Source organism: Chromobacterium sp. ASV23, from assembly GCF_016428945.1.
Classification (GTDB): domain Bacteria; phylum Pseudomonadota; class Gammaproteobacteria; order Burkholderiales; family Chromobacteriaceae; genus Chromobacterium; species Chromobacterium sinusclupearum.
The window spans coordinates 190,133-208,961 of sequence record NZ_JAELTR010000001.1 but is presented as its reverse complement, the minus strand read 5'-3'; the positions used below and the strand labels follow the sequence as shown (position 1 = coordinate 208,961).

The 18,829-nt window shown below is 61.8% G+C and carries 15 protein-coding genes; 6 read left to right on the top strand and 9 right to left on the bottom strand.

What is annotated here, in order from left to right:
• Position 1: 1 nt before the first annotated feature.
• From JHD59_RS01000 to apaG, 7 genes are all read right to left on the bottom strand, one after another.
• Positions 2-3,691, bottom strand: coding sequence for a nitrate reductase subunit alpha (locus JHD59_RS01000; RefSeq protein WP_199152795.1), 3,690 nt, complete (start codon positions 3,689-3,691; stop codon positions 2-4).
• A 222-nt stretch (positions 3,692-3,913) separates the two neighbouring features.
• Positions 3,914-5,305: a NarK family nitrate/nitrite MFS transporter gene (locus JHD59_RS00995; protein ID WP_199152794.1), complete on the bottom strand. Its 1,392-nt coding sequence runs from the start codon at positions 5,303-5,305 to the stop codon at positions 3,914-3,916.
• 204 nt (positions 5,306-5,509) lie between these two features.
• Positions 5,510-6,160, bottom strand: coding sequence for a response regulator transcription factor (locus JHD59_RS00990; RefSeq protein ID WP_199152793.1), 651 nt, complete (start codon positions 6,158-6,160; stop codon positions 5,510-5,512).
• Complete coding sequence (locus JHD59_RS00985; protein ID WP_199152792.1) at positions 6,157-8,103, bottom strand: type IV pili methyl-accepting chemotaxis transducer N-terminal domain-containing protein; 1,947 nt, start codon at positions 8,101-8,103, stop codon at positions 6,157-6,159. The genes JHD59_RS00990 and JHD59_RS00985 overlap by 4 nt, the downstream gene beginning before the upstream one ends.
• Positions 8,104-8,108: 5 nt before the next feature.
• A complete protein-coding gene (moaA, locus tag JHD59_RS00980) occupies positions 8,109-9,107 on the bottom strand; it encodes a GTP 3',8-cyclase MoaA (protein WP_199152833.1) in 999 nt (332 codons plus the stop codon).
• A 156-nt stretch (positions 9,108-9,263) separates the two neighbouring features.
• Entirely contained in the window at positions 9,264-11,051 is a 1,788-nt protein-coding gene (locus tag JHD59_RS00975; protein ID WP_103320625.1) for an ABC transporter ATP-binding protein/permease, read from the bottom strand.
• Between the two features lie 171 nt (positions 11,052-11,222).
• On the bottom strand, positions 11,223-11,603 hold the full coding sequence (gene apaG, locus JHD59_RS00970) for a Co2+/Mg2+ efflux protein ApaG (protein ID WP_071108910.1): 381 nt from the start codon (positions 11,601-11,603) through the stop codon (positions 11,223-11,225).
• A gap of 103 nt (positions 11,604-11,706) precedes the next feature.
• Here apaG and rpe point away from each other — a divergent pair, with 103 nt between their 5' ends.
• The 4 genes from rpe to trpE all read left to right on the top strand — a co-directional run bounded on the left by rpe (position 11,707) and on the right by trpE (position 15,508).
• Positions 11,707-12,390: a ribulose-phosphate 3-epimerase gene (rpe, locus tag JHD59_RS00965; RefSeq protein WP_199152791.1), complete on the top strand. Its 684-nt coding sequence runs from the start codon at positions 11,707-11,709 to the stop codon at positions 12,388-12,390.
• A gap of 40 nt (positions 12,391-12,430) precedes the next feature.
• A complete protein-coding gene (locus JHD59_RS00960; protein ID WP_199152790.1) occupies positions 12,431-13,183 on the top strand; it encodes an SDR family oxidoreductase in 753 nt (250 codons plus the stop codon).
• A gap of 59 nt (positions 13,184-13,242) precedes the next feature.
• Complete coding sequence (locus tag JHD59_RS00955; RefSeq protein ID WP_103320623.1) at positions 13,243-13,911, top strand: phosphoglycolate phosphatase; 669 nt, start codon at positions 13,243-13,245, stop codon at positions 13,909-13,911.
• Positions 13,912-14,041: 130 nt separating this feature from the next.
• On the top strand, positions 14,042-15,508 hold the full coding sequence (gene trpE, locus JHD59_RS00950; RefSeq protein ID WP_199152789.1) for an anthranilate synthase component I: 1,467 nt from the start codon (positions 14,042-14,044) through the stop codon (positions 15,506-15,508).
• An 82-nt stretch (positions 15,509-15,590) separates the two neighbouring features.
• On the opposite strand, the gene JHD59_RS00945 is transcribed toward trpE, so the two are convergent.
• A complete protein-coding gene (locus JHD59_RS00945; protein WP_199152788.1) occupies positions 15,591-16,799 on the bottom strand; it encodes an MFS transporter in 1,209 nt (402 codons plus the stop codon).
• A gap of 102 nt (positions 16,800-16,901) precedes the next feature.
• The gene (locus tag JHD59_RS00940) at positions 16,902-17,225 is read right to left on the bottom strand and encodes a hypothetical protein (protein WP_199152787.1); all 324 of its coding nucleotides are present in this window, start codon (positions 17,223-17,225) and stop codon (positions 16,902-16,904) included.
• A 298-nt stretch (positions 17,226-17,523) separates the two neighbouring features.
• On the opposite strand from JHD59_RS00940, the gene JHD59_RS00935 reads away from it, so the two are divergent.
• Positions 17,524-18,426, top strand: a complete 903-nt coding sequence (locus tag JHD59_RS00935) for a diguanylate cyclase (protein WP_199152786.1) — start codon at positions 17,524-17,526, stop codon at positions 18,424-18,426.
• 27 nt (positions 18,427-18,453) lie between these two features.
• Positions 18,454-18,825, top strand: a complete 372-nt coding sequence (locus JHD59_RS00930; RefSeq protein ID WP_103320618.1) for a response regulator — start codon at positions 18,454-18,456, stop codon at positions 18,823-18,825.
• Positions 18,826-18,829 lie beyond the last annotated feature (4 nt).

Genomic DNA, 18,829 nt, shown 5'->3' with positions numbered 1-18,829 from the left:
CTCAGTCCTGCGTGCCGCACTGGGGCTGGTCCAACCAGTCAACCCGGTCCATTTTGCGCACGATGACGAATTCGTCGCGGTTGCTGCCCACCGTGCCGTAGTAATTGAATCCGTATGCCTGCTGGGCATACCCGCCGATCATGTGGGTAGGCTTGGTCACGGTGCGCGTCACCGAGTTATGGATGCCCCCGCGCTTGCCGCTGGTTTCTGCGCCCGGCACATTCACGATCTTTTCCTGCGCGTGATACATCAGGGTCATCCCCTCCGGCACGCGCTGGCTCACCACGGCTCGGGCCGTCAGCGTGCCATTGAGGTTGAAGACCTCGATCCAGTCGTTGTCTACGATGCCGGCCTTGCGCGCATCGGTCTCGGAAAGCCAGACATGCGGCCCGCCGCGGCTCAATGTCAGCATGCGCAGATTGTCCGAGTAAGTGGAGTGGATGCCCCACTTCTGGTGCGGCGTGATGAAGTTGAGGACAATCTCGGTCTGACCATTGGGCAGACGGCCCAGCATGGAACCCGTGGTCTTCAGATCGACCGGCGGCTTGTAAACCGTCAGCCCCTCGCCAAAATCCAGCATCCAGCGGTGATCCTGATAAAACTGCTGGCGACCGGTCAGCGTGCGCCAAGGAATCAGCTCGTGCACATTGGTATAACCGGCGTTGTAGCTGACCTCCTCGCTTTCCAGGCCGGACCATGTCGGGCTGGAGATGATCTTGCGCGGCTGCGCCTGCAGGTCGCGGAAACGGATCTTGTCATGCTCGCGGCCCAGCGCCAGATGGGTGTGATCGCGTCCGGTGATTTTCGACAGCGCCGCCCAGGCCTTGACCGCCACATGGCCGTTGGTTTCCGGCGCCAGCGTCAAGATCATCTCGGCCGCATCGATTGCGCTGTCCAGCTTAGGCTGGCCGTTGCCGGCCTTGCCGTTGAGCTGGGCCAGTTCGCCGACCTCATGGCCGGTTTGCCAGGCGATGCCCTTGCCGCCATTGCCGACATGGCTCAGCAAAGGCCCTACCGTGGTGAATTTTTCATGGATGCGGGTGTAGTCGCGCTCGATCACGGTCATCTGCGGAGCGGTCTTGCCTGGCACCAGCGCGCATTCGCCCTTTTTCCAATCGCGAGGCTCAAACGGCTGGCCCAGCTCGCCCGGAGTGTCATGCATCAGCGGCGTCATCACCAGATCGTGCCGGGTGCCCAGGACGGGGCCGCCGATTTCCGACAAGCGGCGGGCCAGCAGCTTGTAGATTTCCCAGTCGGTCTTGGCTTGCCACAGCGGCTGCACGGCTTCGGACAGCGGGTGGATGAACGGATGCATGTCCGAGGTGTTCAGATCGTCCTTCTCATACCAGGTAGCGGTCGGCAGTACGATGTCCGCGTAGAGGCAGGTGGTGCTCATGCGGAAATCCAGCACGGTCAGCAAATCCAGCTTGCCTTCCGCCGCGGGGCGCACCTTGACCTCGGACGGCTTGATGCCATCGGCCTCGTCGTCGAACAGCGCATTCTGCGTGCCCAGCAGATACTTGAGGAAATACTCGTGCCCCTTGCCGCTGGAACCCAGGATATTGGAGCGCCAGACAAACATATTGCGCGGGAAATTCTTGGGATTGTCCGGATCGTCGCAGGACATATTGATCGAGCCGTTCTGCAGCCCTTCCACCGCATAGGCGATTGGATCCTTGCCCGCGGCCTGCGCGGCGCGGGTAATGTCCAGCGGATTGGTTTCCAATTGCGGCGCGGAAGGCAGCCAGCCCATCCGTTCGGCGCGGGCATTGAAATCGATCAAACTCAGGCCGGCAAAACTGCTGGTATCGGCAGTCGGGCTGACGATCTCGTTCACCGCCAGTTTTTCATGCCGCCACTGGCTGGTGTGCGCGTAGAAAAAGCTGGTGGAATTCATCTGCCGCGGCGGCCGCTGCCAGTCCGTGGCAAACGCCAGCGGCGCCCAGCCTTGTTGCGGCCGCAGCTTTTCCTGTCCGACATAGTGCGCCCAGCCGCCGCCGCTCTGGCCAATACAGCCGCACATCATCAATAGATTGATGATGCCGCGATAGGTCATGTCCATGTGATACCAGTGGTTCAGCGCCGCGCCGACAATCACCATGCTCTTGCCCTGGGTCTTGTCGGCGTTGTCGGCGAACTCGCGCGCCACGGTGATGACATCGGCAGCCGCCACGCCGGTGTGCTTTTCCTGCCACTTCGGGGTATAGGGCAGATCATCGTCGTAACAGCTGGCCACATTGCCGCCACCCAGTCCGTTATCGACGCCGTAATTGGCCAGCATCAGATCGTAGACCGTGGCCACCCGCACCGTGCTGCCATCCTGCAATTGCAAGTGGCGAACCGGCACATTGCGCGGCAATACCGCCTGATGCTCGGCTCCGAAGTACGGGAAATTGACCGCCACGATTTCATCGTGGGCGCCCTTGAGCGACAGCAATGGATCGATGTCTCGGCCGTCTGCGGCCTTGAGCTCCAGATTCCACTTGCCCACCATCTCCCCTTGCTCGCCCCAGCGCAGGCCGATGGTGCCGTTCGGCACCACGATCTGCCCGCTGGCGTTGTCGATCAGCAAGGTTTTCCAGTCCGGGTTATTGGCATCCTGATGGCTGGAAAGATGGGAAGCGCGCAGATAATGATCCGCGACCAGTCCCTGTTCCCCTTCCTTGAGCATCACCAGCATCGGAAAGTCGGTGTACTGCTTGCCATATTGGCGGAAGTAATCGCTGCACCCGGTCTTGTGGAACTCGTTCAGCACCACATGGCCCATGGCCATGGCCAGCGCGGCATCGGTGCCCTGCTTGGGCGCCAGCCAGATATCGCCGAATTTGGCCATTTCGCCGAAATCGCTGGAAACCGCCACAGTCTTGGTGCCCTTGTAGCGGACTTCGGTATAGAAATGCGCATCGGGCGTGCGCGTCATCGGCACATTGGAACCCCATACCATCAGATAGGTCGAGTTGTACCAGTCGGCCGACTCCGGCACATCCGTCTGCTCGCCCCACACTTGCGGAGAGGCCGGCGGCAAGTCGCAATACCAGTCATAGAACGACATGCACACCCCGCCGATGAGGCTGAGGTAGCGGCTGCCGGCCGCATAAGACACCATGGACATCGCGGGGATGGGCGAGAAGCCGATAATGCGGTCCGGGCCGTAAGCCTGAATGGTGTGGGCGTTGGCGGCGGCGATGATTTCGGTGGCGGTATCCCAGTCGGCACGCACAAAACCGCCCAGACCCCGAGCCTGTTTGTAGCGCGCCGCCTTGGCCGGGTCCGCGGTAATCGCCGCCCAGGCTTCCACCGGCGCCAGCGTCTGCCGCGCTTCGCGCCACAAAGCCATCAATTCGGCGCGAATCATCGGATACTTCACGCGCTGCGCGGAATAGACATACCAGGAATACGAAGCGCCGCGCGGACAGCCGCGCGGTTCGTGATTGGGCAGATCCGGCCGAGTGCGCGGATAGTCGGTCTGCTGCAACTCCCAGGTGATCAAGCCGTTCTTGACGAAAACGCGCCAACTGCACGATCCGGTGCAATTGACCCCATGGGTGGAGCGCACCACCTTATCCTGCTGCCAGCGCTGACGGTAAGCATCCTCCCACTGGCGGTCTTCACGGACCACTTCTCCGTGGCCATCGGCAAAGGTTTCGCTGGTTCGCGACAGGAACTTCAAGCGATCAAGAAAGTGACTCATGGCGTCTCCACAGCGGCATTGGTTTACCGCTATCAGCCTACGCCCCCATGCGCCACTTCCCCATTCACCAAAGGCAGCAATACAGTCCTGATTAAAGGACTAGTCGGCATAGTCCTTTCGTACAGGTAGGCAGCCCCAGCGCGCCGCTGCCGGCAAGGCACGCAAAGCCGCAATGAAATAACCCGCCTTGCGGCGGGTTATCTCGGGACGGCAACAGCGGACTCAACACGGCATCGGAGCATGCTTGCGCGCAAAGAACACCCAGGTCAGCGCGATGCAGCTCACATAGAACAGCATGAAGCAATACAGCGCATACTCCGCCCCTCCGCTCATTTTGACCGACAGACCAAAAATCTGCGGAATGAAGTAGCCGCCATAGGCGCCGATCGCGCTGATGAAGCCCGCCGCGGCCGCGGACTCGCGCACGCCGTCCTGCCTGGCCTGCTGCATGGCGGCCTCGTCCTTATCATGCGCCTGCTTCAGGCAAAAGCCGATGAACAGAGAAGGAATCATCTTGTAGGTGGAGCCGTTGCCGATGCCGGAAAACAGGAACAAGGCCATGAAACTGCCGAAGAACAGCGGCCAGTTGCCGGCCCCTCCCGCGACAGGCAAGGCGCTCAACACACCCAAAATGCCCAGCACCATGCAGCAGAACACCAGCAGCGTGACTCGCGCGCCGCCGAGACGGTCGGAAATCATGCCGCCAACCGGGCGGATCAATGCGCCCAGCAGCGGGCCGATAAAAGCGATTTTCGTCACCGGCACCAGCGGGAACAGGGTTTTGGTCAACAGGGCAAAGGCGCCCGCGAATCCAATGAAACTGCCAAAGGTGCCGAGATACAGATAACACATCAGCCAATTGTGATGGCGCTTGAAGATGATGGCCTGTTCGCTGAACGTCGATTTGGCGTCTTCCATATCGTTCATGCCGAACCAGGCGGCAAACGTGGCGGCGACGATCAACGGCACCCACATGAATCCCGCATTTTGCAGCCACAAACTCTTCTCAACGCCGTCCTTGAGATAATGCTGAGCCTCGCCGCCGAATCCGCCAAACAACGGCAGCGTGATGGCCAACGGAATCAGCAATTGCGCAAGGGAGACGCCCAGGTTGCCGAAACCCGCATTCAGGCCATTGGCCTTGCCTTTTTCCTTCGCCGGAAAGAAGTGCGCGATATTGGCCATCGAACTGGCGAAATTGCCGCTGCCCAGCCCGCACAGCAAGGCAATGGATAACATCACCGGGTAGGATGTCGAAGGGTCCTGAACGGCGAAGCCAAGCCACAGCGCGGGAATCAGCAACAAGCCGGTGGAGATGGCTGTCCAACGACGGCCGCCAATCAGACCAGGCAGGAAGGCGTAAAAGATGCGCAAGGTGGCGCCGGACAGCTGAGGCAAGGCCGTCAGCAGAAACAGTTGCTCCTTGCTGAAAGTAAATCCGGCATTCGGCAGGTTGAGGGTCACCATCGACCATAGAACCGAGACAATGAAGCCCAGCATCAGACAAGGGATGGAAATCCACAGATTGCGCAAGGCGATGCTGCGGCCGGTACGTTGCCAGAAAGTGGGGTTTTCCGGCTCCCAGCACTTCAGGACTGAGGCGTCATGAGACATATTGGCTCTCCAGGTTTGCGCCCCTCCGCCCTGAAACGGCTTGAGGGGTTATCACCGGAAAGCTTAGGGATGAGCAGCCATGGCCGCCATTCGCCGCATGGCCGAGTCCCGGCCGGCAGCCGGGCTAGTCCGCTTGGTTAAGATAAATCTCGGCCATCCGCCAGATGGGGGATGGCCGATTCGAAAATGGGCATGGACAAATCCTCAGCCCAAACCATGCTCGACGGCATAAACCGCCGCCTGCACCCGGCTGGACAAGCCGAGCTTCTTAAGAATGTTCTGCACATGGATTTTGACCGTGCTTTCCGCCACATCAAGCTTGCGCGCGATCACCTTGTTGCTGTCCCCGCGGGCGAGGCAACCCAGAATTTCACATTCACGCGGCGTCAACTTCGCCTTGTCGCCAGCGCCGCTGCTCGGCTGGCCCGCCGCGCGAAACTGCTGCACCAGCTTGGCCGTCATGCCCTCGGCGATCACCGCTTCGCCGTCATGCGCCCGGCGGATCGCGCTGATCAAGAAATCAGCATCGATGTTCTTCAGCAAATAGCCGCGCGCCCCGGCGCGCAAGGCGGCGCCCAAATCCTCCGCATCCTCTGACACGGTTAACATCAAGACGGCCAGGTCCGGCGCATCCTGCAAAATCAACTGCAATGCCTCCAGTCCGGAGAGGCCTGGCATGTTCAGGTCAAGCAATACCACGTCAGGCTTCAACGCATGCGCTTGCTTCACGCCCTCGACGCCATCCGCGGCCTCGCCCACGACATGCATGTCCGGCTGCTTGGACAACAACAGCGTGATGCCGCTGCGAAAAAGCGTATGGTCATCGATCAGCAAAATGCGTATCGGCTCAGTCATGAAACTTCCTTTGAATGCTTGCCGCGCTGCTGAGCCGACAAAACCAGGCTGACGGTCACACCGTCAACGGATTGAATATTCAGCGAGGCGCCAAGACGGTCCGCCCGCTCGTGCATGATGCGCAGACCGACATGGCGCTCGCCCTGATCCGCCATCCTCGCATCGGCAAATCCCGCACCGTTGTCACGGATGGTCAATTTCAGGTCGGGCCCCTCGACATAGTCAACCCAGACATGATCGGCGCCAAGCGCATGCTTGCGCACGTTGGATAAGGCTTCTTGCAAAATGAACAGCACCTGTATCTGTAAATCGGTTGGCAGCGGCACGCCATGCCCACTGGCGCTGAACGTAACCGGCAAGCCGGTTTGGCGACGGAATTTGCTCACTGTCGCCTCCAGCGCGGCGCGCAAGTCATCCTCCCCCAGCCGGGCGCGGAAGTTTTGCAGCAGATCGCGCACATCTTCATAACTCTCCTGCACCCCGGTATGCAGCAGCGGCACAATGCTCCGCGCCTCATCCACATCCACTCGCTGCAACGCGGCATCCAGCATTTGCACCTGCAGATTCAGGAACGACAAACCCTGGGCGATGCTGTCATGCAAGCCTTGCGCCAGCAAGTTCCGCTCCTGGGTTACCGCCAGCTCCCGTTCGCTGGCAGACAAGCGCAGATTTTCCAGCGCGTTGCCTAGATGATTGCCCAAACTATCCAGCAATTGCATGTCGCGCGGGCTGAAGTCATGCGGCTCATGGAAATAGAGAGTAAAGAAGCCCGTCTGACGCTGGCGCGTCCGCACCGGGAAAGCCGAAACCTGCGCGAAGCCGAGGCGGGTGCAGGTTGCCGGGAAGCCCTCGGGCACGCCGGCGCGGAAGTCCTGAATCACGGCGTGATTCTGGCGCAACACCTGCCCGCACAGGCAGTCGTCAATCTGCCGGCACTCGGCCGCTTCCGCCAACAGGCTGGGCAACTGGTCAGATGCCAGCAAATGCGCCTGGCTGGCCGATGGATCCGCCACCCGGACACTGCAGGCGGCGGCACCGAACCAAGCGCGCAGATATTCAACAAAACCCTGGCACAACTCCTGCCCCTCGAAATTTTCATTCAACAAGGCGGTCGTGCCATATAGCAGCGACAGTTCGCGATTCTGCTCGTTAAGCATGGCGGTCTTGTCATTGACCCGCATTTCAAGCGTGTCATACACCTCAGACAACTGGTCCGCCATATCATTGAACCCCGCCGCCAGCGCGCCGAATTCGTCGCGGGTTTCAACCGGCAAGCGCACGCTCAGATCCCGCGCCGCCATCCGTTGCATGCCCTGACCCAGCAACTCCAGAGGACGGAAAATCAGCAAGAACATCAGATAAATCTGCGTCGTGCATCCGACGATGGCCATGATGATCAGTATCACCTGCGAGGCCTGCAGCAACATGGTGCGTCGTTCGTTGTAATGCTCGACCAGGCCGACCAAGCCATCCAATTGATCGACAAAATCGTCCGCATTACGCCGCAGCGCCGCCGCATCCGGCACCGGCGCGCCTGCCTGCACCGCGCGCGCGGGCGGAAGAATATTGTTCGCATAATGGGCGCGAACACGGGCAAACGCTTGATAAACCGCCTCGTCTTGCGGCAGATACAAGGGGCGGGCGGGGTCTCCATGGCGGAGCAGATTCAGCGTGCGGTCAAACACCGCCAGATCATCGGCGATTCGCTGGCGCCGGGCCTGATCAGGCTGGCCGGCATATTCGTACAGTGAGAGCGACAAGCGATAAGTCTGCTTGCGCAAACTGCCGGCCGCATTGATGGCAGCCGCGCCGCCCTCCAGCTGCCAGGACAGGTAAAGGGTTGTGCCAATGGCTCCCAGTCCGATCAGCAGACTCAATAACAAGAAGCCGACAACGCGGGTGCTCAAGCGGATGGGGGCGGACGAGCCTTCAGACATGGGCATGTCGCCTATCCGCCCGTTTGAGACATGAAACGGACCATTTTCGCAGGCGCTTCATTGAAGTGGTGCTTTTCCGGCTTGCGATGGATGGCTTTGACAATCTCCATGCGCAGACAGTCGTCGTCAGCGCCGCCGCGCAGCAGCGGGCGCAGCTCCAGCCTGTCTTCCTGGCCCAAGCAAAGATGCAGCACGCCATCCACCGTCAAGCGCACACGGTTGCAAGTGGCGCAAAAATGCTGGCTGACCGGCGTGATGACTCCCAGCTGGTTGCGGCCATCCGCGGTTTGCCAATAGCTTGCCGGGCCGCCGCCCAGCGTCAGCGCAACCGGCTCCAGCCCAAAACGCGCCGCAAGCGCGGGGAGAATGTCCGCCACCCGCATATAAGCTGCATTGCGGCCGGTTTCTCCCATTGGCATGGCCTCGATCAGGCGCAGGATAAAACCGTGTTCAAAACAGAAAGCCGCCATGCGCTCAACTTCATGATCATTGATGCCACGCATCAACACCATGTTAAGCTTGATTGGGGTCAGCCCGGCAGCCTTGCCCGCCATCACTCCGGCCATGACCGCATCCAGGCTATCCCGCCCCGTCACCTGCTGCAGGCAGTTCTTATCCAGCGAATCCAGGCTGACATTGATTCTGGCCAGTCCTGCTTGTTTCAGCGCAGCCGCATGTTTGAGCAGCCGGCTGCCATTGGTGGACAGCGACAACTCATCCACCCCCGGAAGGCGGGCCAGTTGCCCTACCAGTTCAACCAGGTTGCGACGCAGCAAAGGCTCACCGCCGGTCAAACGGAAACGCCCGACGCCCAAACCTGCAAAAATCCGCACCACCCGGTTGATTTCGGCAAAACTCAACCAATCCTCCGGCTCCGTATAGCCTTGAAAGCCTTTGGGCATGCAATAGCTGCAACGCATGTCGCAACGATCGGTCACCGACAAACGCAAATAATCGATGCGGCGACCATAGGCATCCACCAGGGTATGGGATGAAGGGACAGAATTCATGATTTCAGGCTCTCCTGCGGCTAGTGTAAGCACTTTTTGCCCGCGAGACCCTGCTACTTCATGATAAGACCTTCATAGTTCAAATTAACTAGGGACGTTGACGTCTGCCAGCGGCCAGCCCGGCGCGCCAAAGCCTGAGCCGGCCGCCGCGGCCCGCTACTCCGCCACCGCCTCCCGCTCCTGCTGCAAGCGCCACATCTCGGCGTAGCGCCCTCCTTTTTCCAGCAGCTCGCGATGGTTGCCCTGCTCTACCACTCGGCCTGCATCCAGCACCAGGATGCGGTCGGCGTTGACGATGGTGGATAGCCGGTGCGCGATGATCAGCGTGGTGCGGTTGGCCGAGATGGCGGCCAGTTCGTTCTGGATGGCTTTTTCCGTGCGCGAATCCAGCGCGCTGGTGGCCTCGTCGAAGATCAGGATGGGCGGGTTTTTCAGGATGGTGCGCGCAATGGCCACGCGCTGCTTCTCGCCGCCGGACAGCTTCAGCCCGCGCTCGCCCACCAGGGTGTCGTAGCCGTCCGGCAGACTGCTGACAAAATCGTGGATATGCGCCGACCGGGCCGCCTCGATGATTTCCTCCCGCGTCGCGCCGGGTTTGCCATAGGCAATGTTGTAGTAGACGCTGTCATTGAACAGCACGGTGTCCTGCGGCACGATGCCGATGTGGGCGCGCAGCGAATCCTGCGTCAATTGGCGGATGTCATGGCCGTTGATCTTCACAGCGCCGGCCGTGACGTCATAGAAGCGGAACATCAGCCGCGACAGCGTCGATTTGCCGGCGCCGCTGGCGCCGACCACCGCCAGCGTCTGGCCGGCCGGGATGGTGAAGTCCACGTCGTGCAGGATCTGCCGCTTGGACTCATAGGCGAAACCCACGCGTTCGAAGCGCACCGTCGCGCTGCGGGTGTCCAAGGCTTGCGCATCCGGCGCATCGGCAACTTCCAGATTCACGCCCAAGAGCTTGAACATGCGTTCGATATCGGCCAGCGAATGCTTGATCTCCCGGTAGACGAAGCCCAGGAAATTCAACGGCGCATACAGCTGGGTGATGAAGGTCGCCACCAGCACTACGTCGCCCACCGTCATCTTGTGCGCCACCACGTCGCGCGCCGCCAACACCATCACCAGGGTGACGCCGACGGCGATGATGGCAGCCTGGCCTGCATTCAACAGCGACAGCGACACCTGATTCTTGATCGCCGACGACTCCCAGGCTTCCAGATTGCGGTCGTAGCGCTTGGACTCGTACTCCTCGTTATTGAAGTACTTCACCGTTTCGTAGTTCAGCAAGGCGTCTATCGCCTTGGAATTGGCCTTGGAGTCCAGGTCGTTCATGGTCCGGCGATAGACGGTGCGCCATTCCGTGACCAGCAGCGTGAAGGCGATGTAGATGGCGATGGTGCCCAGCGTCACCACAGCGAAAGTCCAGGAATAGCGGTGCAGCAGGATGCCGGTAACCATGGCGATTTCCAGCAGCGTAGGCAGAATATTGAACACCGTGAAGTTCAGTAAAAAGCCTATGCCCTTGGTGCCGCGCTCGATGTCGCGGCTCATGCCGCCGGTGTGGCGCTCCAGATGAAAGCGCAGCGACAGCCTGAATAGATGGCGGAACACATTGCGCGCCACGCTGCGCACCGCGCCCTGGATCACCCGGGCGAAAATGGCGTCGCGGAACTCGCCCAGCACCCCTGACAGCAGCCGCGCCACGCCGTAGCCGGTCAAGGCCAGCACCGGGATGGCCAACAGCGTGGCCGGCACGGACAACTGGTCGACGATGTCCTTCAGGTACAGCGGCACCGTCACCGCCGCCACTTTGGCCAGCACCATGCAAGCCAGCGCCAGCGTCACCCGCCACTTGAAGGCCCATAAATAGGGAAACAGCGTTTTAAGGGTCTGCCAGTCGTTGCGGTCTGTCGGCGCCGGGCCGGTATGGGTAATGCGCATAAAAGCTTGCCTGTGGCTGGGGTCTGGCCCAGAGTGAAAAGGCTACACTCGCAAAGGGGCAGACATCATGTGGATTCTATTGCTGGAAGCACTGGGCGCCGGGGCGCTCGCCTCCTTCATTGTTTGGTGGACCTGGCCGCGCAAGGACGAGGACCCGTCCTGTAAACGCGATTAGTGCAGCACGCGCGGCGCCACCAGCGTCATCTCTGGAATGTCGGCCTCGAAGCGCTGGCCGTCGTCGGCCACCATCTGGTAGCTGCCCTTCATGCTGCCGTAAGGCGTCTTCAGATGGGTGGCGCTGGTGTACTCGAAAGCCTGGCCCGGCTCCAGGTGCGGCTGCTCGCCCACCACCCCCATGCCGCGCACTTCCTGCACCTGCTGGTTGGCGTCGGTGATGATCCAGTGGCGGCTTACCAGCTGGGCGGGCTCGCTGCCGGTATTGACGATGCGGACGCGATAGCCGAAGACATAGATGTCGTTGGCCATATTGGACTGTTCGGCGATGTATTGGGGCTCCGCCTCCACTTCAACTTGATAGACTTTCTCGGCCATTTCGGCTCCTCCGGATCAATATGTCCTTCATTTTATCCGGCCAAAGCGCTTTTGGCGCGGTAGAATGCCCGGCATTCCTTGTTTTTCGTTCCAGAGCCTCGCCATGCGCACTTTCCGTATCGCCCCCAGCATTCTGTCCGCCGATTTTGCCCGTCTGGGCCAGGAAGTCAGCGATGTCATCGCCGCCGGCGCCGACATCATCCACTTCGACGTGATGGACAACCACTACGTCCCCAATCTGACCATGGGCCCGATGTTCTGCGAGGCCATCCGCCCGCACAGCAGCGCTCCCATCGACGTGCACCTGATGGTGAAACCGGTGGATGCGCTGGCTGCCGCCTTCGCCAAGGCCGGCGCCGACATCATCACCTTCCACCCGGAAGGCTCGGAACACATCGACCGCACGCTGGGCCTGATCAAGGATGCCGGCTGCAAGGCCGGCCTGGTGTTCAACCCGGCCACGCCGCTTTCCTATCTGGACCACGTGATGGACAAGCTGGACATGATTCTGATCATGTCGGTCAACCCGGGTTTTGGCGGACAATCGTTCATTCCGCACGCGCTGGAGAAGATCAAACTGGCGCGCCAGCGCATCGACGCCTACACCGCCAAGCATGGCGGCGAAATCTGGCTGGAGGTGGATGGCGGCATCAAGGTGGACAATATCGCCCAAGTGGCCGCCGCCGGCGCAGACACCTTCGTCGCCGGCTCCGCCATTTACGGCCAGAAGGACTACAAGGCCGTGATCGACGCCATGCGCGCCGAACTGGCGCGCGCGCAAGGATAACTACGCAGCCGTTTCATTCCAATCATCGAGGGCTTAAGCAATGCACGCATTCATCGTCACCGGCGCCTCCCGCGGCCTGGGCTTCGCCATCTGCGAAGCGCTGTTGAACGACGGCTATTTCGTGGTCGGCATCGCCCGCAACGCCGGCCCGGCGCTGGAAGGCCTGGCCGGCCGCCACCCGGAGCGCTTGCTGGCCGTCAACGCCGATCTGTCCGATGCCGCGCAAGCCAACGCCGCGGTGCATACCGCGCTGCAGCAGCTGCCGTTGCCCGAGTGCGCGACGATCACGCTGATCAACAACGCCGGCGTGGTGACCCCTATCGCCCAGGCCGGCCACTATCCGACCGATCAGCTGGTGCAAGCGATTGCCATCAACGTCACCGCGCCGATGCTGGCCACCAATGCGCTGCTGTCGGCGACGGACCATCTGCCGGCGCGCCGCCGCATCCTGAACATCTCCTCCGGCGCCGCCGCCAAGGCCTACCCGGGCTGGAGCGTGTACTGCGCCACCAAGGCCGGGCTGGACCACTTCAGCCGCTGCGTGGCGCTGGAACAGCAGGACAAGGCCAATCCGGCGCAAATCGTCGCGCTGTATCCGGGCGTGGTGGACACCGACATGCAGGGCAATATCCGCGGCAGCGATGAAGCCCAGTTTCCGCAGAAGGGCCGTTTCGACGCTTACAAGGCCGAAGGCGCGCTGGCCTCGCCGGCCGCCGCCGCCCGCCAAATCGTCGACTATCTGGTCTCCCCGGCCTTCGGCCAGCTGCAAGTCGTCGATATCCGCGAACTGTAAGCGCCTTATCCATCACCACTCCGCCGCGGCCGCCAGGCCGCGGCCAACGAAGCAAGAACATGAATCTCAAGCATATCCAAGCCGTCGCCTTTGATCTGGACGGCACCCTGGTCGACTCCATCCCTGATCTGGCCAATGCCGCCAACGCCATGCGCGAACACCTGGGCCTGCCGCCGCTCGCTGCCGAGCGCATTCAGAGCCATGTCGGCGACGGCATCGCCAGCCTGGTGCACCGCGCCATCACCGACGAGCGCCACGCCGAGGCGGACGGCCCGGCATGGGAGCGCGGCTACCGCTACTTCATCCAGCACTACCGCGAACACCTGACCGACCACACCACCGTCTACCCCGGCGTGCGCGACGGCCTCGCCCTGTTGCGCGCGCGCCAGTTGCCGCTGGTGCTGATCACCAATAAATCGGAACGGCTGGCCGTGCCGCTGGTGGAGGAACTGGGCCTGCGCGACCACTTCAGCCTGATCCTGGGCGGCGACACGCTGCCGGAGAAAAAACCGTCCGCCCTGCCGCTGCTGCACGCCTGCCAGGTGCTGGGCATCCCGCCGCAGGACCTGGCCATGGTGGGCGACTCCGCCAACGACGTGGCGGCCGCGCGCGCGGCAGGCAGCACCGCCATCGCTGTCCGCTACGGTTATGCCGACGCCTCCACGCTGGGCGCCGACCTGGCGGTGGACAGTGTTGCCGAGCTGTACGATTTGATGAAGAATGACTGATCCGCTTCAACGCTAAAAGGAATGCACGCATCCATGGCTTTTCTTCCCTGCCCCGCCAGCTGGCGATGGCGTCGCCCGCACTACGCTTCGCACGCCCGCGCCCCAACTGACACTCTCAAGGAAGAATTCCATGCACGCGCAAGACTTTGATCACCTGGCCGCCGCCGGCTACAACCGCATCCCCGTGGTCCAGGAGCTGCTGGCCGACCTGGACAGCCCGCTGTCCATCTACCTGAAGCTGGCCAACCGCCCCTACAGCTACCTGATGGAGTCGGTGGTGGGCGGCGAGCGCCACGGCCGCTACTCCATCGTCGGCCTGCCGGCCGACACCCGCTTGCGCGTCAATGGCCGCCGGGTGCAGGTAGAGTGCGGCGACAAGGTGATCGAGCGCCACGATGGCGACCCGCTGGCCTTCATCGAACAATTCCAGAACCGTTTCCGCATCCCCGAGCTGCCCGGCCTGCCGCGCTACTCCGGCGGCTTGGTTGGTTATTTCGGCTACGACACCATACGCTACGTGGAGAAACGGCTGGCGGACACCCAGAAGCCGGACCCGGTAGGCACGCCGGACATCCTGCTGATGCTGTCCGAGGAAATCGCCGTGGTGGACAATCTGTCCGGCAAGCTCTACCTGGTGGTGTACGCCGACCCGGAAGTCCCCAACGCCTTGCAAAAAGCGCAAACGCGGCTGGCTCAGCTGCGCGCCATGCTGCGCGAGCCGCTGGCCATTCCGCTGTCGCTGCCGCTGGACGGAAACGTCGAAGCGGTGTCCGAATACGGCGAAGACGCCTTCAAGGAGGCCGTTACCGCCTGTCAGCGCTACATCCACGACGGCGACATCATGCAAGTGGTGCTGGCCCAGCGCATGCAGCAGCCGTTCGGCGGCTCGCCCATCGCGCTGTATCGGGCGTTGCGCAATCTGAACCCGTCGCCGTATATGTTCTTCTACCACTTTGACGATTTCCACGTGGTAGGCGCGTCGCCGGAAATCCTGGTGCGCCGCGACGGCGAAACCGTGACGGTGCGCCCCATCGCCGGCACCCGCCCGCGCGGCCAGACTCGCGAGCAGGACGAAGCCCTGGCCGCCGAGCTGCTGGCGGACCCGAAGGAAATCGCCGAACACGTGATGCTGATGGACCTGGGCCGCAACGACATCGGCCGCGTGGCGGACATCGGCACGGTGAAGATCACCGACAATATGGCCATCGAGCGCTACTCCCACGTCATGCACATCGTGTCCAATGTGGAAGGCACGGTGGATAGACAGATCAGCAATATCGACGTGATCAAGGCCACCTTCCCGGCCGGCACGCTGTCCGGCGCGCCCAAGGTGCGGGCGATGCAGATCATCGACGAGTTCGAGCCGACCAAGCGCGGCATCTATGGCGGCGCCGTGGGATACCTGGGCTTCAACGGCGATATGGACCTGGCCATCGCCATCCGCACCGCGGTGCTGAAGAACGGCATGCTATACGTCCAGTCCGGCGCAGGCATCGTCGCCGACTCCGTCCCGCAATCGGAATGGCAGGAAACGCAGAACAAAGCCCGCGCCGTGCTGCGCGCCGCGCAGATGGTGCGCGACGGGCTGGACGCCTGACGCTTTGCCAGGCAAGCAAAACGCCGCCGACCATTACAGTTGGCGGCGTTTTGCGTTTTCGCCTGTTTCGAATCCACCGCCCCTAGTGCGCATCCAATCCTTGCTGCACTCGCCAAGACAGCGGCAGGGTCAGCAGCAGAATAGCCGCCAAGGCCAGCAACGCCGCAGTCACCCCGGCCGCGTCGCCCAGGCGGCCAAACAGCGCCGGCGACAGCGCCCCGCCGCCTATGGTGCCGGTGTAGAACAAGGCGAAGGCGTGCTCGCGCCGGCCGGCGCCGGCCAGTTCCGCCACCGTGCCATACAACACCGACGAAGTGCCATTCAGCGCCAGGCCCAGCAACGGCAACATCGCCATCACGCCCGCCAGCGGCAAGGCCAGAGCGGCCATGATCAGCAGCGAGGTCATGGACTCGGTCAGCCACACGGTTTTCATCATGCCGATGCGCGCGCCCAGATAGCCGCAAAACAGTTTGCCGAACGCCCCGCCGACGAACAGCAACGACAAGGCGAGGCCAATGCCGGCGCTGCCGGCGCCCTTGCTTTTCAGCACAAAGGGCAAGAAAGTCAGGAAGCCCATGCGCACCGCGCTATCAATGGCGCCGGTGGCCAGCAGCGCGCGCAACCCGCCGGCCGATCCCGGGCCAGCAGCCTTGTCCGGTTTTTCCTTGCCGGCGGCGACGCTCGGCGTGGCCGGCACCAAGCACCATAGCGCGACCGCCGCGGCCAAGCCCAACAGGCCGGCCAGCGTCACGCTCAGACGCCAGCTCGCCACTGTCAGCAGCAGCCCCGCCACGGCGGGGATCAGCATCTTGCCGATATCGCCGGCAAAGTTGTACTGCGCCAGCGCTTGCCTGACGCCTCCCCCGGCCTCATGGCTGTCGGCCACCAGCGACGACGCCAACGGATGCTGCGCACTGGCGCCTAGTCCGCCCAGCATCAACGCGGGCAACAACATCGCCAGGCCACCGGCCTGCCCGGCAAGCAGATAAGCGACACCGGCCAAGGCCGTACCGCCGACCAGCAGCCGCTTGCGTCCCCAACGCCGCGCCAGCCGGCTGGCCAAGAGCTGGAACCCTGCCATCATGCCGGAATAGCTGCCACGCAGCAGTCCCACCATGGCGTAGCTGATGGCGAACTGCGCCTGCCAGATCGGCAGCAGCACATAGATCAGGTCGGTCAGACCATCGTGGACGGCATGCGCGCCGCAGGCGGCCCATAAGGAGCGGCGGGGCGAACCCTCTTTGGAAGCAGGCACCGCCTCCGGCAAGGTAAGGCTTTTTGCTTCGGACATGACAGCTTTGCATTGGGACAGGTGTGGGCAAATACTAAACAAATGTCATGAAGCTGTCACGATTTGCCTCTCCCACGCTGTCGGCACGCCCGCGCCACTTACCTATGCAAAAGCCGCCTGCCACATTGCAGACGCAAGGCCCGACACCACCAGTTCCTGCTCATCGTTCGAGGCGTTGTGAAATCGGTAGATGGAGCCTCCCGGCGCAGCGATCGCTTCTTTGGGCAACTGGCAGCGATTGCCCATGCAAACGATTTCCCCCGATGCCGCCTCTGCGGCGGCAAGCGGCGGCATGCCCTGCTGAGAAACAGCCGCGCCAGACCCGCCGTCTTGGCGGGAATCGGAGCCGCCACCCCCTCCTCCGCCGCAAGCCGTCAATGCCAGGGTGAGTACCGTTATCAGGAAGGGTGCTGTCTTCTTATTCATACAAATTTACTTTTGAAACAATTATTAACAAAGTCTAATACTAGAAGCAAAAGCACAATTTGTGGGGAAAACTGTCCGAATCCCGCCACCCAACTTCTTGAGTTGTTACTTTAATGCAACAAAATATCATTTAGCATTTATTCATGAGCATATCTCATTCGTCACCCGCCTCTACTGCCCATGTCCATCCTCGCGCGCTACGTGCCAAGCGGAGGATGCGCTTCCCAGCCATACTTTTGATCTGTTGCCTATAGTGAAGCCATGTTCTAGGGCACCATGGAGTCACTCGGAATTCGCCATGCAGGACTTCGACCGTTTTCTGCTGACCGTCGTCTATGACCTTGCCAACCTGATCTTCGTGGTGGATCAAGGCGACGGCACCATCGTCTACGCCAATCAATACATGCGGGACACACTGGGGGCAGACTGCGTGGGCCGCCGCTTCGCCGAGCAATTCTCCGGCGCAGGCGGGGCGCACCATTTCATCGGCTACAACCAGCAGCACGGCGCCGAAGCGGCGCCGCCGCCTCTGCAATCCGAGTACTACGACGATGAATCCGAAAACTGGTATCACGTCCAGCAGCGCCAGATCGCCTGGATAGACGGATCGCCCAAGATCGTGTTCGTGCTCAGCGAAATCAACGCGTTGAAGCGGCTGCAGAAAGATCTGACCGAGGCTCATGCCACGCTGGCCTTCAAAAATCGCGAACTGGAAATCTCGGCCCGCACGGACCGGCTCACCAGCCTGTACAACCGCTACCAGCTAGATCAGGTGATCACCAGCGAATTCCAGCGCTTTCGCCGCTATGGCAAGCCGTTTTCGGTACTGCTGGCCGACTGCGACCAGTTCAAGCAGGTCAACGACACCTATGGCCATCCGGCCGGCGACGCGGTGCTGATCGATCTCGCCCGCCTGCTGCAGTCCAATATCCGCGCTACCGACACGCTGGGCCGCTGGGGCGGCGAGGAGTTCCTGGCCATCCTGCCGGAAACCGGGCTGGACAATGCCTCGCAATTGGCGGAGAAACTGCGCGCGACCATTTCCGCCTACGTCTTCCCCGCGGTAGGCCACAAGACGGCCAGTTTCGGCATCGCGCAGATCCGGCCGGACGAAAACATCAAGGACCTGGTGGCGCGCGCGGACCAGGCGCTGTATCTGGCGAAGGCCAATGGGCGAAATCGCGTCGAGGCCCTGGCCTAGCCAGGCCCTATCTTTGGAAAACGAGGCATGCGCAAGAAAAGCTTCCTGATCGTCGACGACTCCCCCGCCGTGGTCAAACGACTGAGCCTGATTCTGGAATCCCTCGGCCATCAGGTTGTCGGCTCCGCCGCCAACGGGCTGGAGGCGATAGACAAAGCCAGATCGCTGCGGCCGGATGCCATCACCATGGACATCCAGATGCCGGAAATGGGCGGGCTGGAAGCCACCCGCCATATCCTGCTGGAGCAACCAGACAAACCGGTCATCATCATTACCGCCCATGGCCAGGAAAGCACGGTGGTGGATGCCATCGCCGCCGGCGCCAAGTACTTCATCTGCAAGCCTATCGAGAAGGACAAGGTGGAGGATGTGCTGAACAAGGTATTCCGGGACGATTGAGCAC